We start from the raw sequence: 17,734 nt of genomic DNA, 5'->3' as shown, positions 1-17,734 counted from the left end.
CTGTGCTCTGTAACTGGACAGTCCTGCCCACTCGCCTGCCGCTCGTGCGGCGGCGCTGCCACACTTGCGCGTCCGGGCTTTTCCGGGCGGACGGCAAGTTCCGGGTCAATGCCAACCACAAACTCGTCGACGCCTGGCTTCTCGTGCTCTGCACCGGCTGCGGGGAAACGGCGAAACTCACCGTGTTCGAACGGGCCCGGGTGCGCTCGGTCCGCCCGGAACTGCTGGATCGCTTGCACCACAACGATCCCGGTCTCGCCGCCGAACTGCTTCAGGACCCGGTCCTGCGGCGGCGCAACCGCGTCGCGCTCGACTGGGACGGCGCCTGGCGGCTCGACACCGGTGGTTCGGACCACCTGGACCAGGACGCGATCGACGTCTCCGTCCGGTTCGCGGCCCGGATCCCGGTCCGGCCGGTGCGGCTGATCGCCGGGGGCTGCGGCCTCGCCCGGGCCGAGGTCGAGCGGCTGCTCGCCGAGGGGAAGGTCGTGTCGGCGGTCCGGCTGAACGGCAAGCTCTCCGGCGACTTCGCCTTCACCCTGAAGTACTGACCCGGGAGGGGAACCCGGAGGGAATCCGATTCCCCCAGGGTTCCCCTCACCGACAGCTCTCTGTCCATAAAGGACGAGGCCGGATCCGCTCGCATGAGCGCGAACCGCGAACCCGGGCAACAGCGTTGCCTGAACGGGCAATCGTGCGTAACCGCCGCCCGCGCGAAGCGTTGCCGCGGCCCGGCGCCCCCGGGCGGAGGAGCCGCTTGCCCCGCCGTCCGCGCGGTGGTGTTCAGAAGGGAACAACGCGGCGACAACCCGTAGAGCGGCGCTTACCGTAAGTCCGCAGTCTCCCCGTGCTCTGGCGTATCGGCCGAACGCAGGGCATCCGCGGCGACGCCGGCGGTCTGGCATGCCAGTCCGTCATATCCGGAGAACCAGACCAGAGGAGAAAGCATGCCTTCGCAGGACGGCGCCCGCGTCGACACCAGCGTCATGCGCAAGGGCGCGCAGACGATCAGCGACACCGGGCAGAACATCACCGGCGTGAACCAGAAGGTCGACGGCACCATGCAGACGCTGTTCGGCACCTGGCAGTCGGACTCGGCGAACGTGTTCAGCACGGCCATGGGCCAGTTCGACCAGACGGTCCGCAAGATCGTGCAGAAGCTGGACGAGCTCGCGCAGAACGTGCAGACCTCGGCGAGCGAGTACGACAGCCGGGACTCGGACAACACCTCCACCGCCCACAACGCCTCCGCGGTCATCGGCGGCGGCGGGCTGCAGGGCTTCTGATCCGTCTCTCTCCCGAAAGGACTCTTCCCATGGCTTTGGGCCAGTTCCAGATCAGCTTCGCGACCATGCAGGACACCGTCGGGCAGGCGAAGCAGCAGTCCAACCAGATCACCGAGCTGCTGGACCAGATGAAGGCGGTCATCGAGGGCCAGCGCGAAAACTGGACCGGTGTCGCGGCGGACATGTTCCACGAGACCTACAACTACTGCCACCAGGCGGCGCTGACGCTGCCGCAGGCGCTCGACGCCGCCGCGCAGACCCTCGCCAACATCAACGAGGGCACCTCGAACACCGAGGGCAACAACGCCAAGCGGTTCGCCGCCAACTGAGGCCGCCGCCGCGCTGCGACTGACCAGAAAGGAGGGTGACCGGCCATGGTTTCGTTGGGTGACACCGACTACGGGATGCACAACGACACGTCGGACAAGCATCAGACGACGTCCGCCGACGGGAAGTTCCACAGCCCCGGCGACCAGACGCCGCCGGATGTGAAGAACGAGTGGATCCCGCCGGGCACGGTCGGCAAGCCGCCGCCGGTGCCGGGAGGTTCCGAGCATCCGGGCAAGGGCGTCACTGCGGTCAACACCGAGGCGATGCGCACGTTCGCGAAGAACCTGCAGGCGCTCGCGGACGGGCCGCTGAAGGACCTGCCGGCGAAACTCGACGGCATCCAGCTCAAGCCCGGCGTGTTCCTGACGGCGCAGGAGAAGATCTTCAAGCCGATCCAGGGCACGAACGCGCTGCGGGACACCACCCGCACCGCGATCCACGACCTCTGCAAAGCGCTCGACGAGGTGGCGGACGCGGTGAACAAGGCCTCCAAGGCGTACGACAACGCCGACGAGGTCAACAAGATGTCGGCCGACGACTACAACCAGTATTTCAACACCGTCAGCGGCCACATCACCGGCGCCGGTCAGAAACCCTGACCGGACGGGCGGCGGTCTTTCCGGGCTCTCGCCCGGGTCTCTCAGGTGCGGAGCGATCGAGGGAAAATGGCGGACGACAACACCAACGGGTTCACCTCGGACGACGACGGGGTCTGGCCGGACACCACGAAGACCGGCAACCAGAACACCACTGGTGACCCGTCGAAGGATTTCGACGGCCTGACGTGGAAGCAGATCGAAGCGGCGGTGCTCGGCGGCGGTTCGCTGTCGGGCGGCCAGGACAACCGGGACAAGGCCTACGGCAACGTCAACTGGCAGTCGCTTCAGGACGCGGCCGGGGTGTTTCAGGAGACGCAGCAGAACCTCGAGATGGTCGCTCAGTCCATTCAGGACCAGACCGCCGCCCTCGCCGGACCCGACGGTCCGTGGAAGGGCGACGCCGCGACGAAGTTCAAGGACATGATGACCGCGCTGGGCAACAAGTTCTCCGATCTGGCGGACCGGATCGGCGACGGCGGCGGGTCGAACAACGTGCCGAACAACCTCGTCAATTCCGCGGCGTACCTCAAGTGGGCGCAGGACACGATCCGCTACATCGACAGCTATTACGCCAGCCAGGTCCTCGCCCAGGGCAGCAAATACCACCTCAGCGACGGCCGCGCGTACATCTCGCAGTTCCCCGAGGCCGTCGAGATGATGACCAACGACATGCGCAAGGTCGCGGGCCAGCTCGCGCAGAAGTACAACACGGTGCACGTCAACGAGGGCAAGACGACCCCGCCGCCGACGCCCGGCGGCGGTGCCGGAAATACTCCCCCACCGCCTCCTCCGCCACCCCCGCCGCCTCCGCCGCCGCCCACGCCTCCGCCGCCTCCGCCGGTGACGCCTCCCCCGCCGCCGACGTCTCCGCCGCCGCCCCCGGTGACGCAGCCGCCGCCTGCCCCGAAACCGCCGCCAGTGTCCCCGCCTCCGGGCGGTGGCGGCGGTGGCAATGGCGCGCCGCCGCCGGTGAACAAGGCGGTGATTCCGCCGCCGCCGAACGGCGTCGACGGGCCGGGCGGGAACAACGTGCCGCCGCCGTTGAAGAACGCCGTCGTGCCGCCTCCGCCGGGCGACCTCAACGGCCCTGGCGGCAACGGCACGCCGCCTCCGGTGACCGCTGCCTCCATTCCGCCGCCGCCCAGCGGGATCGGCGCGAACAACGTGAAGCCGCCGTCCATTCCCGCGCCGCCGGGCGGCTCGGCGGGCGGAGGCAAGGACGGGAAGTCCCCGAACGATTCCGTGGGAGGGAACAACCTCAAGTCGCCGTCGATCCCGCCTCCGCCGGGGGCGTCGGGCAACAACCTGGACGGGCACGTCGACCCGCCTTCGATTCCGCCTCCGCCGGGGGCGTCGGGCAACAACCTGGGCGGACACGTCAATCCGCCTTCGATTCCGCCTCCGCCGGGGGCGTCGGGCAACAACCTGGACGGGCACGTCAATCCGCCCTCGATCCCGGCACCGCCGGGGAGCTCCGGCGGACCGGGCGGGTCCGGCCATGTCAGCCCGCCCTCGATCCCCGCACCGCCGGGAAGCTCCGGCGGGTCCGGGCACGTGAACCCGGCGTCGATTCCGCCGCCGCCGGGCGATTCCGGCGGCCACCTGGCGAACAACGCGCTCAACCCGGCGCATCTGCCGCCGGGCCTGAGCAACCCGCCGGGCAACCAGACGCCGGGCGGCAGCGGCATCCCGATGATGCCGCCGGGCGGCATGGGCGGTGGCGGCGGACTGAACACGCCCTCCGCGGAACGTCCGGACTCGTCGGGCTTGCTCGGCAACATCAAGAAACCGTGGATCAGCCCGCCGCCGGACGGCATCGGCAACCCCGACTCGCACGGCGACACGCCGCCGCTGCACTCGGCCAAGTGGGCTCCGCCGCCCGGTGCGAGCGGCGGAACCGGCGACGGCGCGGGCGGCCCCGGCGACAGCGGTCCGGGCGCGATCAAGGGTCTCGGCGAGAGCGACCTGCCGAAGATGCCGGACGCCATCGGCAACCACGAGCAGATCCCCGGTGCGGGGACCCCGCCGATGGTTCCGCCGGGCGGCATGGGCGGGGGCAGCGGGCTGAACACACCCGCCGCCGAACGCCCGGACTCGTCGGGCTTGCTCGGCAACATCAAGAAGCCGTGGGTGAGCCCGCCGCCGGACGGCATCGGCAACCCCGACTCGCAGGGCGACACGCCGCCGCTCAGCTCGGCCGAATGGGCCCCGCCACCGGCGGCCGTCGGCGGCCCGGGCGGCGGGGAGCCAGCCGGGCCTGGGGTGCAGGGTCTCGGCGAACGCGACCTGCCGAAAATGCCGGACCCCATCGCCAACCACGAGCAAACCCCGGGCACGGGGACACCGCCGCTTGTCCCGCCCGGCGGCATGGGGACGCCGCCGATGGTCCCGCCCGGCGGCATGGGCGGCGGCAGCGGGCTGAACACGCCCGCCGCCGAACGTCCCGATTCCTCCGGACTGCTGGGCAACGTGCAGCAGCCGTGGCTGAGCCCGCCGCCCGACGGCATCGGCAACCCCGACTCGCACGGAGACACCCCAGCGTTGCGCTCCGCCGAATGGGCCCCGCCGCCAGCGGGGTCCGGGGGCGGGCCAGCCGGTCCTGAGGTGAAGGGGCTCAGCGAACGCGACCTGCCGAAAATCCCGGAACCCATCGCCAACCACGAGCAAACCCCGGGCACGGGGACACCGCCCAGCGGCATGGGGACACCGCCGATGGTCCCGCCCGGCGGCATGGGCGGCGGCAGCGGACTGAACACGCCCACCGCGGAACGGCCGGATTCGGCTGGGCTGCTCGGCAACGTGCAGCAGCCGTGGACGGCCGAGCTGCCCGGTGGCATCGGCGACCCGAGCGCGTTCGGGGAGACGCCGCCGAGCGAATCGGCGGACTGGGCTCCCTCGGCGAAGGGGCCGGACGGTGCCGGTGGCGGGACGAACCCGCCTGCCGAGCGACCTGACACGTCCGCGTTCCTCGGCAACACCCAGGAACCCTGGGCGGCGAACGCGCCGGTTGGCCTCGGAAACCCCAACGCACAAGGCGAAAACCCATCGAGCATCTCGGCCGACTGGGCGAAGAACCAAGGCCCGGGCATGCCCATGGTCCCGCCGGGCGGTGCCGGTGGCGGCACGAACACGCCCGCAGCCGAACGGCCTGACTCGTCCGGACTGCTCGGCAACACCCAGCAACCCTGGGCGGCAAACACGCCGATCGGCGTCGGAAACCCCGACGCGCAAGGCGAAACTCCGCCGAGCACCTCGACCGACTGGGCAAACACACCCATCATCCCCCCGAGCAACGCGACCAACGGAGCAAACCCACCAGCCACCGAACGACCCGACTCCGCCGAGCTGATCGGCAACACCCAGCAACCCTGGGCTCCGAACACCCCAGTCGGCGTCGGAAACCCGACCACGCAAGGCGAAACCCCACCAGCCGACGCCACCCCGTGGTCCACTGTGGACGCTCCCCCCACCCAGGCGGCACCGCACCGCACAGACCGGACCGCCCCGGCGAACACCGGCTGGTCCACCGCGGACCCCGGCACCGAGAGCGATCTCATCCGGATCGCCGTCGTCCAGCCCCTCGACACCGAGGACACCTCGGCTTGGGACGTGGGCACCGCCGATTTCCTCCCCGCACTCCTTCCGGTCGCCGCCCCGGCCGACGACCGGCGGGAGGAAATCGCCACGGACCACGTCCAGCGCAGCGACGAGCCCTGGCGTCCCGGCGAGGGCCCCGCGCTCGGCACCTACCAGCGGGTCCGCGGCGGCCCGGCCGAGATCCTCCCGGACGAGCTGCCCACCTGCGGCGACGCTCCGGAGCCCGAGGAACCCGAGGAGCCGGATACGGACACCGCGGAGGAAGAGACCGAGGAAGAAGAGGAACGCACGATGGCCGATCTGCTCCGGCAGGACGACTCGGCCTGGGGCGAGCCGACGCGCCGCAGTGCCCCGGGGGTGCTGGAATGAGCACGGAAACCGTCAAGCGGGGCCCGCGCGCCGCGGGTCCGGAAATGCCCGAGGGGCAAGAGGAACTGCAGGAACCGCCCGTAATGGCGGAGCCGGCGGCGCGCGATTTCAACTCGCTGCTGATGATGCTGCCGATGGCCATCGGGTCGCTGGTGATGGTGCTGGCGTTCTCCGGGGTCGCGGGCAGTTCGCCGTTCACCTACGTGATCGGCGGCGGCATGGGCGTGTCGATGATCGCGATGAGCCTCGGCCAGCTGTCCCGCGCGGCCGCCGAGCGCAAGCGCAAGATGCAGGCCGAGCGGCGGGACTATCTGCGCTACATCGGCCAGGTCCGGGAGCGGGCCCGGTCGACCGCGGAGGACCAGCGGCAGGCGGTGGCCTGGAACAACCCGGCCCCGGATTCGCTGTGGTCGCTCGCGATGGGGCCGCGGCTGTGGGAGCGGCGGATCAGCCACGAGGACTTCGCGCGGGTGCGGATCGGGCTCGGCACGCAGGAATCCGCGCTGGAACTGGTGCCGCCGGTGACCAAGCCGATCGAGGACCTCGAACCGCTGTCGGCGATCTCGCTGCGCCGGTTCACCGAGACCTACCGCACGCTGTCGGGCATCCCGATCGCGGTCGGGCTGCGGAGCTTCACCAGCGTCGAGTTCGACGGCGATCCGGACGCGGCGGCCGGGCTGGTGCGGGCGATGCTCGCGCAGCTGGTCGCCTTCCACTCGCCGGACGAACTGCGGCTCGCGGTGCTCACCACCGAAGCCGCGCAGGCGCAGTGGGACTGGGTGAAGTGGTTGCCGCACAACAACCATCCGACGCTGCGCGACGCCGCGGGCCCGCTCCGGCTGCTCGCCGCCGACCACGACGAGCTGATGGACCTCCTCGGTCCGGAGGTGGCCGATCGCGACGACCACGACAAGACCGTCGGGCCGACGACGACCGAGCCGTTCGTGGTGATCGTGGCGCATCTGGCGACGATCCCGGAGTCCTCGCGGCTGGTCGGCGCGGGGCTGCGCAACGTGGTGCTGCTGGACGTCACCGGCGCGCTTCCCGGCGGCCCGAAGGTGCTGCGGCTGACCGCGAAGGACGCTTCGGTCGAGTTCCCCGCGGGCAGCGGAGCGGGTTCGGCGACCCGGGACGAGCTTTCGGTGACCCAGGCCGAGGGACTCGCCCGGCTGCTCGCCCCGAAACGGACCAGCGGCACCCTGGAAATCGCCGACCAGCCGCTGGAAAGCGACTTCGGGCTGACCGCGCTGCTGGGCATCAAGGACGTGCACACCTTCGACGTCCCGGCGCAGTGGCGGCCGCGGGCGGCGCAGCGGGCCCGGATGTCGGTGCCGATCGGCGTGACCGAGGACGGCGAGATCGTCGAGCTGGACCTGAAGGAATCGGCGCAGGGCGGGATGGGCCCGCACGGGATGCTGATCGGCGCGACCGGTTCGGGCAAGTCGGAGCTGCTGCGCACGCTCGTGCTCGGGCTGGCCGCGACGCATTCGTCGGAGATCCTCAACTTCGTGCTCGTCGACTTCAAGGGCGGCGCGACGTTCCTCGGCATGGACCGGCTGCCGCACACCTCGGCGACGATCACCAACCTCGCCGACGAACTGCCGCTGGTCGACCGCATGCAGGACTCGCTCAACGGCGAAATGGTGCGGCGGCAGGAACAGCTGCGCGCGAGCGGCTACCCGTCGCTGTACGAATACGAAAAGGCCCGCGCCGCCGGCGAGCAGCTCGCCCCGATGCCGACGCTGTTCCTGGTGGTGGACGAGTTCTCCGAACTGCTGAGCGCCAAGCCGGAGTTCATGGAGCTGTTCGTCTCCGTCGGACGGCTGGGCCGAAGCCTCGGCGTGCACCTGCTGCTCGCCTCGCAGCGGCTCGACGAAGGCCGGATCCACCGCGTCGAAGGCCACCTCTCGTACCGGATCGCGCTGCGCACCTTCTCCTCGATGGAGTCTCGCAGCGTGATCGGCGCGGGCAGCGCCTACGAGCTGCCGCCGGAGCCGGGCAACGGCTACCTCAAGATCGACACCACGAACCTGGTGCGGTTCAAGGCCGCCTACGTATCCGGTCCGGTGCCCGCGGGCACCGGCGAAAACTCCGCGATGACAGCGGCGCGGGCCAGCCGGGAGGTCGTCCCGTTCCGCACCGAGGCCCATCCGGCGAAGCTGATCATCCGCGACGACGAACCGGAACCGGCCGAGAAACAGTCCGATGTGGACGCTCTCGAAGCCGCCGTGCCGGGCGGGCCGACGCTCGCCGACGCGTTCATCGACCGGCTGACCGGCGCGGGCCCGGCTGCGCGCCAGGTGTGGCTGCCGCCGCTGGCCGAATCGCCGAGCCTGGACTCGCTGCTGCCGAGCGTCACGCCGGACCCGGTGCGCGGCATGGCCGTGCAGGACCCCGCGCACTGGGGCAGGCTCCGGGTGCCGATGGGGATGATCGACCGGCCGTTCGAGCAGGTCCGCGAACTGCTGACGGCGGACCTGTCGTCGGCGGCCGGGCACGTCGCGGTGGTCGGCGGGCCGAAGACCGGCAAGTCGACCCTGCTGCGCACGCTCGTGCTGGCGCTGGCGATGACGCACACGCCGAAGGAGGTCCAGTTCTACGGGCTGGACTTCGGCGGCGGCGGGATCATGTCGCTGTCCGGCCTGCCGCACGTCGGTTCGGTCGCCACCCGGCTCGAACGCGACCGGGTCGTGCGGACCATCGAGGAGATCTCGCAGGTCATGGAGGGCCGCGAAACGCTGTTCTCCGAGCACGGCATCGAATCCATGGACGCCTACCGCGCGTTGCGCCGCGACGGCCGGATCGAGGATCCGTTCGGCGACGTCTTCCTGGTGGTCGACGGCTGGTACAGCCTCAAGAACGACTACAGCGAGCTGGAGCAGAAGATCGGCGAACTGGCCTCGCGCGGGCTGTCCTTCGGCGTGCACGTGGTGATCGGCGCGACCCGGTGGTCGGAGATCCGGCCGTATCTGCGGGATCTGCTGCAGACCCGGTTCGAGCTGCGGCTCGGCGATCCGATGGAGTCGGAAATCGGCTCGCGCAAAGCGAAAACGGTGCCGAACCAGCCAGGCCGCGGCCTCACCCCGGACGGCCTGCACTTCCTCGCCGGGCTGCCGAGGATGGACGGCAGCGGGAACACCGAGGACCTCGCCGCGGCGGCCAAGGCGGTCGCCGAAGAGGTCCGCCTGTTCTGGCCGGGCGCGCCGGCCCCGGCGGTGCGGCTGCTGCCCGCGAAACTGCCGATGGCCCAGCTGCCCGCTCCGGACGGGGACCTGCGGATCGCCCTCGGCCAGGACGAGCAGCGGCTGCTGCCGGTGTGGCACGACTTCGCCGCCACTCCGCATCTGCTCGCCTTCGGCGACAACGAAACCGGCAAGACCAACCTGCTGCGGGTGGTCCTGCGTTCGGTGCTGGCGCGCTACTCGCCGAGCGAGGCGAAGATCGTGCTGGCCGACCCCAGCCGTCAGCTGGACGCCGAAGTGCCCGAGGCCTACCGCGTCGGCTACGCGACCACCACCGAGGCGTTGCAGGAATTGGCGCAGCAGGCCAGCGTTTCGCTCACTCCGCGGGTGCCGGACCAGACCATCACCGCGGACCGGCTCAAACGCCGCGACTGGTGGACCGGGCCCCGGCTGTTCTTCGTGGTCGACGACTACCAGCTGCTGACCAGCGGCATGGGTTCGCCGCTGGAACCGCTGCTGTCCTTGCTGTCGCAGGGTTCCTACATCGGCTTCCACCTGATCGTCAGCCGCAGCACCTCGGGTGCGATGCGCGCGCTGAGCGACGCGGTGGTCCGCCGGATCTGGGAACTCGGCAGCCCGGGCGTGGTGTTCTCCTACCCCAAGGAAGAGGGCAAGTTCCTCGGCGAGGCGGCTCCGCGGCAGCTGCCCGCCGGGCGCGCGCAGCTGGTCACCCGCCGCGGCGTGAAGCTCGTGCAGACCGCGATCGCGGAAGAAGACCGGGCCGGCGGGGGCTGGTCCCCGCTCGCGACGACCGAAAGGGGCGTGCGATGACCGCGTCGACCGGCGAACTGTGCCGGATCACCGTGTACGGGCCGCAGGGCCGGGCGGACCTGGCGGTGCCGATGTCCGTTCCGCTGACCAGCCTGCTGCCGGTGCTGCTGGAGCACACCGGCGGCCGCGAGGACCTCGGCGAGGCCTGGGTGCTGCAGCGGCTCGGCGAGGAACCGCTCGACGCGTCGGGCACGCCGGAGTCGCTGGACTGGAAGGAGGGCGAGGAGTTCCACCTGCGCCCTCGCGCGGATCCGTTGCCGGAACTGGATTTCGACGACATCGCCGACGGCATGGCCACCGCGGTGAGCCGCCGTCCCGGCCGCTGGCGCCCGGAGTTCAACCGCGGCCTGTTCCTCGGGTTCGCGATCTTCTCGCTCGTGGTGCTCGCCCGGGTGCTGCTCTACCCGGGTTCGGCCGGGCTGACCGCGATCGGCGGCGGCGCGGTGTCGCTCGGGCTGCTCGTCGCGGCCGTGGCGACCGGCGTGCGTTCGGACGACAAGGCCTTGCTGACGTTGCTCGGGCTCGGCGGCTGCGGGTTCGCGTTCCTCTCGGGTTCGGTCGCGGTGGCCGGCCTCGATCCGGCGTTCGACTTGCAGGGCACGCCGATGGTGACCGGCTGCCTGGCTTTCGCGCTGGCGGGAGGCCTCGTGCTCGGCGGCCGGGCGGCGTGGTCGCACGCCATCCCGTTCGTGCCGTTCGGCGCGGTGGCGGCGACCGGGCTGGCCGGGGCGATCTCGCTGTGGCTGCACCTCGGCGCCGGGTTCACCACCGAACAGGCGGCCGGGCTGGTGTCGTTCGTGCTGGTCGGCCTGATGGTGTTCGCGCCGCGGATCGGCATCCGGTTCGCCCGCATCCGCGGTCCGCAGCTGCCGCGTTCGGCCGGGGAACTGCAGTACGACATCGAGCCGATGCCAGCAGCGCAAATGGTGCACCAGACCGGGTACGCCGACGGCTACCTCACCATCGCCTGCCTCGCCGCCACAGCGGTTTTCGTCGGCTGCTTCCCGTTCCTGGTCGGCGACGGGCTGTTCCCGACGATTCTGGGCGGGCTCGTCTCGGCCGCGGTGCTGATGCGTTCGCGGGCGCTGCTCGGGGTGTGGCAGCGGGTTCCGCTCGCCGTGGCCGGCGCGATCGGCCTGGTGCTGCTCGGGCTGTCGCTGATCCAGCCGTTGCCGACGCCGTGGCGGGGGGCCTGCCTCGCCGGGTTGTGCCTGGTGTTCTTCCTGCTCCTGCTGGCGATGCTGCGCCCGCCGCCGCGGCGGCTGCTGCCGATCTGGGGGCATCTGGCGAACTGGCTGGAAACGCTGAGCGCGGTGGCGATGATCCCGGTCCTGCTGCAGCTGTTCGGCGTCTACGCGTGGGCCGTCGGGCTCACTTCATGAGCGAAGGAGAGGTGCCATGGTGCAAACGCAGAAGGACCACGTCGAGGCGTATTCGTTCCTGATCGGGCGGATGACCTCGGCGCTGGTGCTCGGCGACGCGAGCCACCTCGACGTGCCCGCCCGGCGCGCCTGGGTCGGCCTGCTGGTCGGGCTGGTCCTCGGCCTGCTGATCGCGGTCGGGTTCTTCGTGTACGGGCTGATCGCGCACCACGCCGGCGGGGCGGCGCCCGCCGTCGGGCGCCGGGCCTGAGCGGAAGGAGGGCAGCCATGGAACTCTCGCTGATCCGGCGCGGCGATTCGGGGGCCGCGCTCGAGAAGAAGACCGTGGGCAACGCGCTGGTCGTGCACCTCGCGGAAGGGATGACCGGCGAGGCGCAGTCGCTCGCGCTCGGCGTCGCCGCCGATCCCGACCACGACCTGGTCGTGGTCGACCTGCCCGTCGATTCGCCCATCTCGATGTGGGAATCGGTGGCCAAGGCGCTCCCCCGGCGCCGCCGCGGGGTGCGGCTGGTGATCGGCGGCCGTTCGCGCGAGACGACCGCGCTGGCCGGGCAGTGGCTGGCCGAGCGGATCAACCGCCCGGTGCTCGCGCCGGACGGTTCGGTGATCCCGAGCGCGGGCGGCGCCCTGTTCGTCCACGCCGGACGCGGCGGCGGCTGGGTGCGCTTCCGGCCGGGCCGCCCGCCGGCCTGGGAGGCGAAGCGTTTTCCGCGCCCGGCTTGGGATGCCGGGATCGCCGCCGAGCTGACCCCCACGAGTTCGCGCGGCGTCGCCGAACCGCTGCCGGGCGGACTGTGGGTCCGTCCGGTCGGCTTCGACGCGCCGCAGCGGCACCATCGCAGGGCGCTGATCTCCCGGATGCCCGCGCAGCACGACACCATGACGATCGTGCTGGGCTGTCCCGGCTGCCCGCCGCTGGCGCTGGACGACGCGGCCCGGCTGTGGACGCAGCTGCCGGAGAAGGTGCGGGCCAAGGCGCGGTTCGTGCACTACGGCCCGATGTCGGTGCCCGGCGAGGCCGCGATCGGGCAGGCGCTGGCCGATCTGCTCGGCAGGCCGGTCGCGTTCTACACGGGCGTGCCGGTCGGTTCGCCGCAGCTGCCGACCCTGCGGACGGTGCTTTACGACGGACGGTTCGGCTGGCGCCCGTTCACCACCGAACTCGGGTACGAACCGCGCTCGGGCGACGAAACGCCGTTGCCTGAGCTGCTTTCGCACCGTCCGCCGATCCACGGGCTCGACCAGATCGCTCCCGCGGTGTACTGGTACTCGCCGGACGCGGTGGTCGAGGTCGTGCAGTCGGGTCTGCTGGTGCGTCCGCCGCAGGACGGCCCGTCGTCGGCCGCGGTCCGCGAGATCGCTCTCGACGCCGCGGTGCACAACCTGACCTTCGACGCGGCCGACGAGGGCTCGGCGTCGCGGATGCGGTTGCTGGCGGAGGATCTGCTGGCGCGGCTGGACGAGCAGACTCGCCGGATGAGCCGGGTGCTGCCCGCTGCCGAGCTGCTGGCGGAGCGGGCACGGCCGCGGGTGGTGACCCGGGCGCTGGACGCGATCGAATCCGGAAATCCGGCACCGCCGGTCGCGGCGCCGCCTCCTCCGGCGGCGTACGTGCCGGTGGCTCCGGCGGCGCTGGGCATCGCCGCGCCGACGGAGGTTCCGGGGGCGATCGCTGGCGCCAAGGCTGAACCGCCTTCCGTTCCCGGGGCGGCCGACCACAGCGAACCAGCTCCGGCTGAGGCGACCGCTCCCCCGGCCGAGCCTTCCAGCCCGCCGCCGGTCGTTCCCGCGGCGAAGCCGTTGACCCGCATCGCTCCGGCTGACGTCGCACCGGCGAAACCCGTGGAAGCACCGGTCGCCAGCCCCGCGATCCCGGCCCCGGAGAAGCTGCCGGCTTCCTCCGGCCCGGCGGGGCAGCCAGGTCCGGTGTCCGCATCGGACGATCCGGAGCCAGCCGCCCGGCCGGGGCCGTCGCTGGCGCGGCGGCTCAGCCCGCCCGCCGCGCAAGCCCCGGCAGAGCTGCGGTTCCAGGAAACCCCGGGCGCGGAGGCGACCGCGCTGCTGCCCAAACGCGGCGCGGACAAGGAACGCCAGTGGCTGCGCAAATCGCTCGGCGCGGAGTACGGCTTGATGTCGAACACCGTCGCGCGGATCCTGTCCGAGCACCCGGGGTTCCAAGGCGTGCTGTCCGCCTCGTCCTCGTCCTCGGCCGAGGTGCTGACCGACGCGGTGGCTGTGCAGCTTTACCTTTCCCCCAAGGGATCCACGATCGACGCGGGCCTGCGGCGCGGCGTGAACGGGCCGCACGTGCCGGTCGCCCGGTGCGTCGTGGCCGGGTTGAGCCGGTTGCCCTCGCACCGCGGTCCGGCCACCTTCGCCGCCGAGCTGCCGCCGTCCGCGTGGCCGCTGCTGGACGGGCGGAAAGTCCTGACCGAATGGGGTTTCCTCAACGCGCTGACCCAGCCGTCGTCCGCTGTGGACGGCGAGACGGACGTGCTGGTGTGGTCGATCACCGGGCGGCGCACCAAACTGCTGGAGCCGAGCGAGGGCGGCGTCGAAAACCGCGTGCTGTTCGTGCCCGGCACCAGTTTCAAGGTGCTGGAAACGCGCGAGCCTGCCGAGGGGGCGCGGGGCGCGGTGCTGCTGCGGGAGCTGACCGCGAGCGAGATCGACGAGACCGGCCGGGTGGCGAACGACCGGGCGGCGCTGGACGAGCTGGCGATGAACTCGCTGCGGCAGACGATGCGGACGTGGGCGGAAGCGGGCGAGGACCTGGTCCGGACCGTGATGGACGACCAGGCGGCGGAGCGGTTCGGGGCGCTCCCGGGCCTGGCGTGAGTGCGGAGAGGCGGAGACGATGAACCGACAGCTGCTCGTGGTCGGCGGCGACCGGCCGGGTGCGTTCGGCACCATCGGCGCGGCGCTGGCGCAGGCGCGGCCGGGGGCGACGATCAGCGTGCACCCGGGCCGGTACGAGGAAAACCTCGTGGTGGACCGGATGGTGTCGCTGGTGGCCGAACGAGGCGCGGGCACCGTGGAAATCGTGGCGAACACCGGAAGCGTGCTCGTCGCGAACGCCGAAGCGGTGCAGCTCAGCGGGTTCGTCCTCACCGGCGTCGACGACCAGCTGGTCACCGTGGACGTGGTCCGCGGCGAGGCGGCGCTGGACGGCTGCCGGGTGTCCGGTGCTTCGTGGGCGACGCTGCTGGCCCGGCTGGAGGGTTCGCTCGCGCTGCGCGGATGCACGGTGACCAGCACCGGCGGTGCCGGGGTCGTGATCGCCTCGCCGGTGCAATCGGCCATTGAGGACACTGAGATCGTCGACGCCGCTTCGTCCGGGGTGGTCGTGGCCGAGACCGGTTCGGTCGTCCTGCGCCGCTGCGCGGTGCGAGGCGCGGCGGGCAACGGGGTGTGCGTCAACGGCGAAGCGGGCGCGATTGTCGAGCAATGCGAGATCGTCGGCGCGCAGAAACCGGCGATGGTCGTGGAACAGCAGGGGCGCGCGACGATCACCGGGCTGACCGTGCGGGACAGCGCGAACGTCGACCTGTACGTGACCAGCAAGGGCCGGGTTTCCGTGGCGTCGTCGCAGTTCCGGTCGGCTCCGATGCAGGCAGCGCACATCGCCGCGTCCGCCGAACCGTTGCTGCGCGAGTGCGTATTCGCCGGGGCGGGCGTGAACGCGGTGCAGGCCACCGGAACCTCCGCGCCGCAGTTCGTGGACTGCACCTTCGAAGGCTCCCCGGTCACGATCCTGGTCGACGATCAGGCGCGGCCGAAATTCGAACGCGCGACCGTGCGAGGGTCCGCGCACACCGCGATGTCGATCGGAGCGGAATCCGCGGTGACCGTCGGCGGGCTGCGGATGACTCCGGACCACGGCGCCGGGATCGTCCTTTCCGGACAGTCCGGCTTGGACCTCGCGGACGCCACCATCGACACTGGCCGGGAAAGCGGGCTGCGGGTCACCGAGGGCGCCCGGCTGACCGTGACCGGCCTCCGGGTCGATTCGACGGCGGGCAAGGCGCTCTCGTTCGCCGCCAGCGCACCGTCCTCGGCGAAGTCGGTCCAGGTACGCGGCGGCGGCCTGCACATTTCCGGAACCGCGGAAATCTCCCTGCAAGACTGCGAGATCATCGACTCCGCAGTGGACGGGATCACGGTCGCCGAGGGTTCGGCGCTGACCGCTTCCCGCTGCCGGGTGCGCAATGCGCGCGGCAACGGGGTGTACGTCGCGGCCCAGGCGTCCTTCACCGAATGCGAGATCCTCGGCGCGGGCCAGGACGGCTTCCACGTGGAAACCGCCGAGCCGGTCAGCATCCGCGACTGCGTGGTCAACGACGCCGCGGGCGAACTCGTCAGCGGCGAGCACGCGGCCGTGGACAATTTGAGCACCGATTCCGCGCGGCCCGCCGAGCCGGTGCCCACGAGCCCGCCAGACGGTTTCGGGGCCGTCGAGCAGACGGTGAGCGAAGCCGCCGGGGAGGTGCTCGACGGCCCGCTGGGCGAACTGGAGGCGCTGGTCGGGCTCGCCGGGGTGAAGAAGGAAGTCACCGGCCTGATCAACCTGATCAAGATGTCCCAGATGCGCGAGCGGATGGGCCTGCCGATGCCGCCGATGTCGCGGCACCTGGTCTTCGCCGGGCCGCCCGGCACCGGCAAGACGACCGTCGCCCGGCTGTACGGCACGGTGCTCGCCGAACTCGGCATCCTGTCCAAGGGGCACATGATCGAGGTGGCCCGCCAGGACCTGGTCGGCCAGTACATCGGGTCCACCGCGATCAAGACCACCGAGGTCGTGGAAAAGGCCGTCGGCGGGGTGCTGTTCATCGACGAGGCGTACACGCTGAGCGCGCCGACCGGCGGGTCCGGCCCGGACTTCGGGCAGGAGGCCATCGACGCGCTGATGAAGATCATGGAGGACCAGCGCGATTCGCTGGTGGTGATCGTCGCGGGCTATTCCGAGCAGATGGAGCAGTTCCTGCAGTCGAACCCCGGCCTCGCGTCGCGGTTCACCCGCACCATCGAATTCCCGAACTACAGCGTCGACGAACTGGTCACCATCACTACCGGCCTGACCCGCAAGCACTACTACGAAATGACCGACGACGCTCTAGCCGCGCTGCGGGAGTATTTCGAGCGGGTGCCGAAGAATTCGACGTTCGGCAACGGCCGGGTCGCGCGCAAGCTGTTCGAGGCGATGGTGAACAACCAGGCGTCGCGGCTGGCTTTGCATCCGCCGGCCAAGGACATCGAGCTGAACCGCCTGACCGCGGACGACCTTCAGGCTGAGCTGGCGCAACTGCCCGCCGCGACGAAGTCGGCGGTTTCGGTCACCGCCGATCCGGCCGCCGCGGTGAAAACCAGTGCGGGCTGGAAACGCCTCAGCGGATTGGTCGGCCAGAAATCGGTGCGGGAGAACGCCGAACGGCTGCTGCTCAAACTCGGCAGGCTCGCCCGCGAACGCCAGCCGCTCGGCCACCAGGCGAACCTGGTGATCAGCGGCAAACGCGGCACCGGACGGTCGGAATACGCGAAGCTGTACGCGCAGATCCTCTCCGAATTCGGCATGGCCCCGATGGGACAGCTGGTGCACCGCAACCTCGCCGAAGAGCTGTCGCCGCAGTGGCCCGGCCAAGCCGAACACCTGGTGCGAGCCGCGGTGGAGGACGCGGCCGGCGGCACCCTGGTCGTCGACCTCGACGGCGACTGGGACACCTCGCCGCACACCCCCGGCATCGAAGCGCTGGAAGCCCTGTCCGAAATGATCGCCCGCCGCCCCGCCGATCCGGTCGTGGTGTTCACCGGGGAAAGCGACCGCGTCGGCGAACTGCTCGCCCGGCTGCCGACTCTGCGCGACGCTTTCCCGTACGGCTGGCAACTCGGCGAGTACACAGTGGACGAACTCGCCGAGATCGCCGTGCGGTTGCTGACGCGGCGCGGGCACGAGGTTCCCGGCGACGTCCGCGACGCACTCGCCCACGAACTCTCCGCCGCGTCCGAACACACCGCGTACGCCGCGCACGAACTCGCCCGCACGCTCTCGGCCGCTGCCGCGTCCCGCACGCTCGCCGCCGCCGACCTGCGCGGCATCCGCCCGCCCGACACCGGCGCCATGGCCCTCGGCCCCGGCCTCGCCTCGGTCGGCTGATCCCGGG

10 protein-coding genes are annotated in these 17,734 nt (G+C 71.3%); all 10 read left to right on the top strand.

Annotated features, from left to right (window positions below; genetic code table 11):
• The first annotated feature begins 44 nt into the window (after nt 1-44).
• The 10 genes from ACZ63D_RS22015 (at nt 45) to ACZ63D_RS21970 (ending at nt 17,727) form a co-directional block, all read left to right on the top strand.
• Nucleotides 45-551: a DUF1062 domain-containing protein gene (locus tag ACZ63D_RS22015; RefSeq protein WP_465356187.1), complete on the top strand. Its 507-nt coding sequence runs from the start codon at nt 45-47 to the stop codon at nt 549-551.
• A 396-nt stretch (nt 552-947) separates the two neighbouring features.
• Complete coding sequence (locus ACZ63D_RS22010) at nt 948-1,286, top strand: WXG100 family type VII secretion target (protein WP_465356186.1); 339 nt, start codon at nt 948-950, stop codon at nt 1,284-1,286.
• Nucleotides 1,287-1,315: 29 nt separating this feature from the next.
• Nucleotides 1,316-1,615: a WXG100 family type VII secretion target gene (locus ACZ63D_RS22005; protein ID WP_465356185.1), complete on the top strand. Its 300-nt coding sequence runs from the start codon at nt 1,316-1,318 to the stop codon at nt 1,613-1,615.
• A gap of 45 nt (nt 1,616-1,660) precedes the next feature.
• The gene (locus ACZ63D_RS22000) at nt 1,661-2,215 is read left to right on the top strand and encodes a hypothetical protein (RefSeq protein ID WP_465356184.1); all 555 of its coding nucleotides are present in this window, start codon (nt 1,661-1,663) and stop codon (nt 2,213-2,215) included.
• A 66-nt stretch (nt 2,216-2,281) separates the two neighbouring features.
• The gene (locus ACZ63D_RS21995) at nt 2,282-6,181 is read left to right on the top strand and encodes a WXG100 family type VII secretion target (RefSeq protein WP_465356183.1); all 3,900 of its coding nucleotides are present in this window, start codon (nt 2,282-2,284) and stop codon (nt 6,179-6,181) included.
• Nucleotides 6,178-10,194: a type VII secretion protein EccCa gene (gene eccCa / locus ACZ63D_RS21990; RefSeq protein ID WP_465356182.1), complete on the top strand. Its 4,017-nt coding sequence runs from the start codon at nt 6,178-6,180 to the stop codon at nt 10,192-10,194. The genes ACZ63D_RS21995 and eccCa overlap by 4 nt, the downstream gene beginning before the upstream one ends.
• Nucleotides 10,191-11,576: a type VII secretion integral membrane protein EccD gene (eccD, locus tag ACZ63D_RS21985; RefSeq protein WP_465356181.1), complete on the top strand. Its 1,386-nt coding sequence runs from the start codon at nt 10,191-10,193 to the stop codon at nt 11,574-11,576. The genes eccCa and eccD overlap by 4 nt, the downstream gene beginning before the upstream one ends.
• A 16-nt stretch (nt 11,577-11,592) precedes the next feature.
• The gene (locus tag ACZ63D_RS21980) at nt 11,593-11,826 is read left to right on the top strand and encodes a type VII secretion protein EccB (protein ID WP_465356180.1); all 234 of its coding nucleotides are present in this window, start codon (nt 11,593-11,595) and stop codon (nt 11,824-11,826) included.
• A 17-nt stretch (nt 11,827-11,843) separates the two neighbouring features.
• A complete protein-coding gene (locus ACZ63D_RS21975) occupies nt 11,844-14,414 on the top strand; it encodes a hypothetical protein (RefSeq protein ID WP_465356179.1) in 2,571 nt (856 codons plus the stop codon).
• Nucleotides 14,415-14,433: 19 nt separating this feature from the next.
• On the top strand, nt 14,434-17,727 hold the full coding sequence (locus tag ACZ63D_RS21970; RefSeq protein WP_465356178.1) for a right-handed parallel beta-helix repeat-containing protein: 3,294 nt from the start codon (nt 14,434-14,436) through the stop codon (nt 17,725-17,727).
• The last annotated feature ends 7 nt before the right edge of the window (nt 17,728-17,734 follow it).

This window comes from Amycolatopsis sp. NPDC104775, assembly GCF_055583325.1.
The sequence above is the reverse complement of the archived record's forward strand: the minus strand, read 5'-3'. Positions and strand labels throughout refer to the sequence as shown.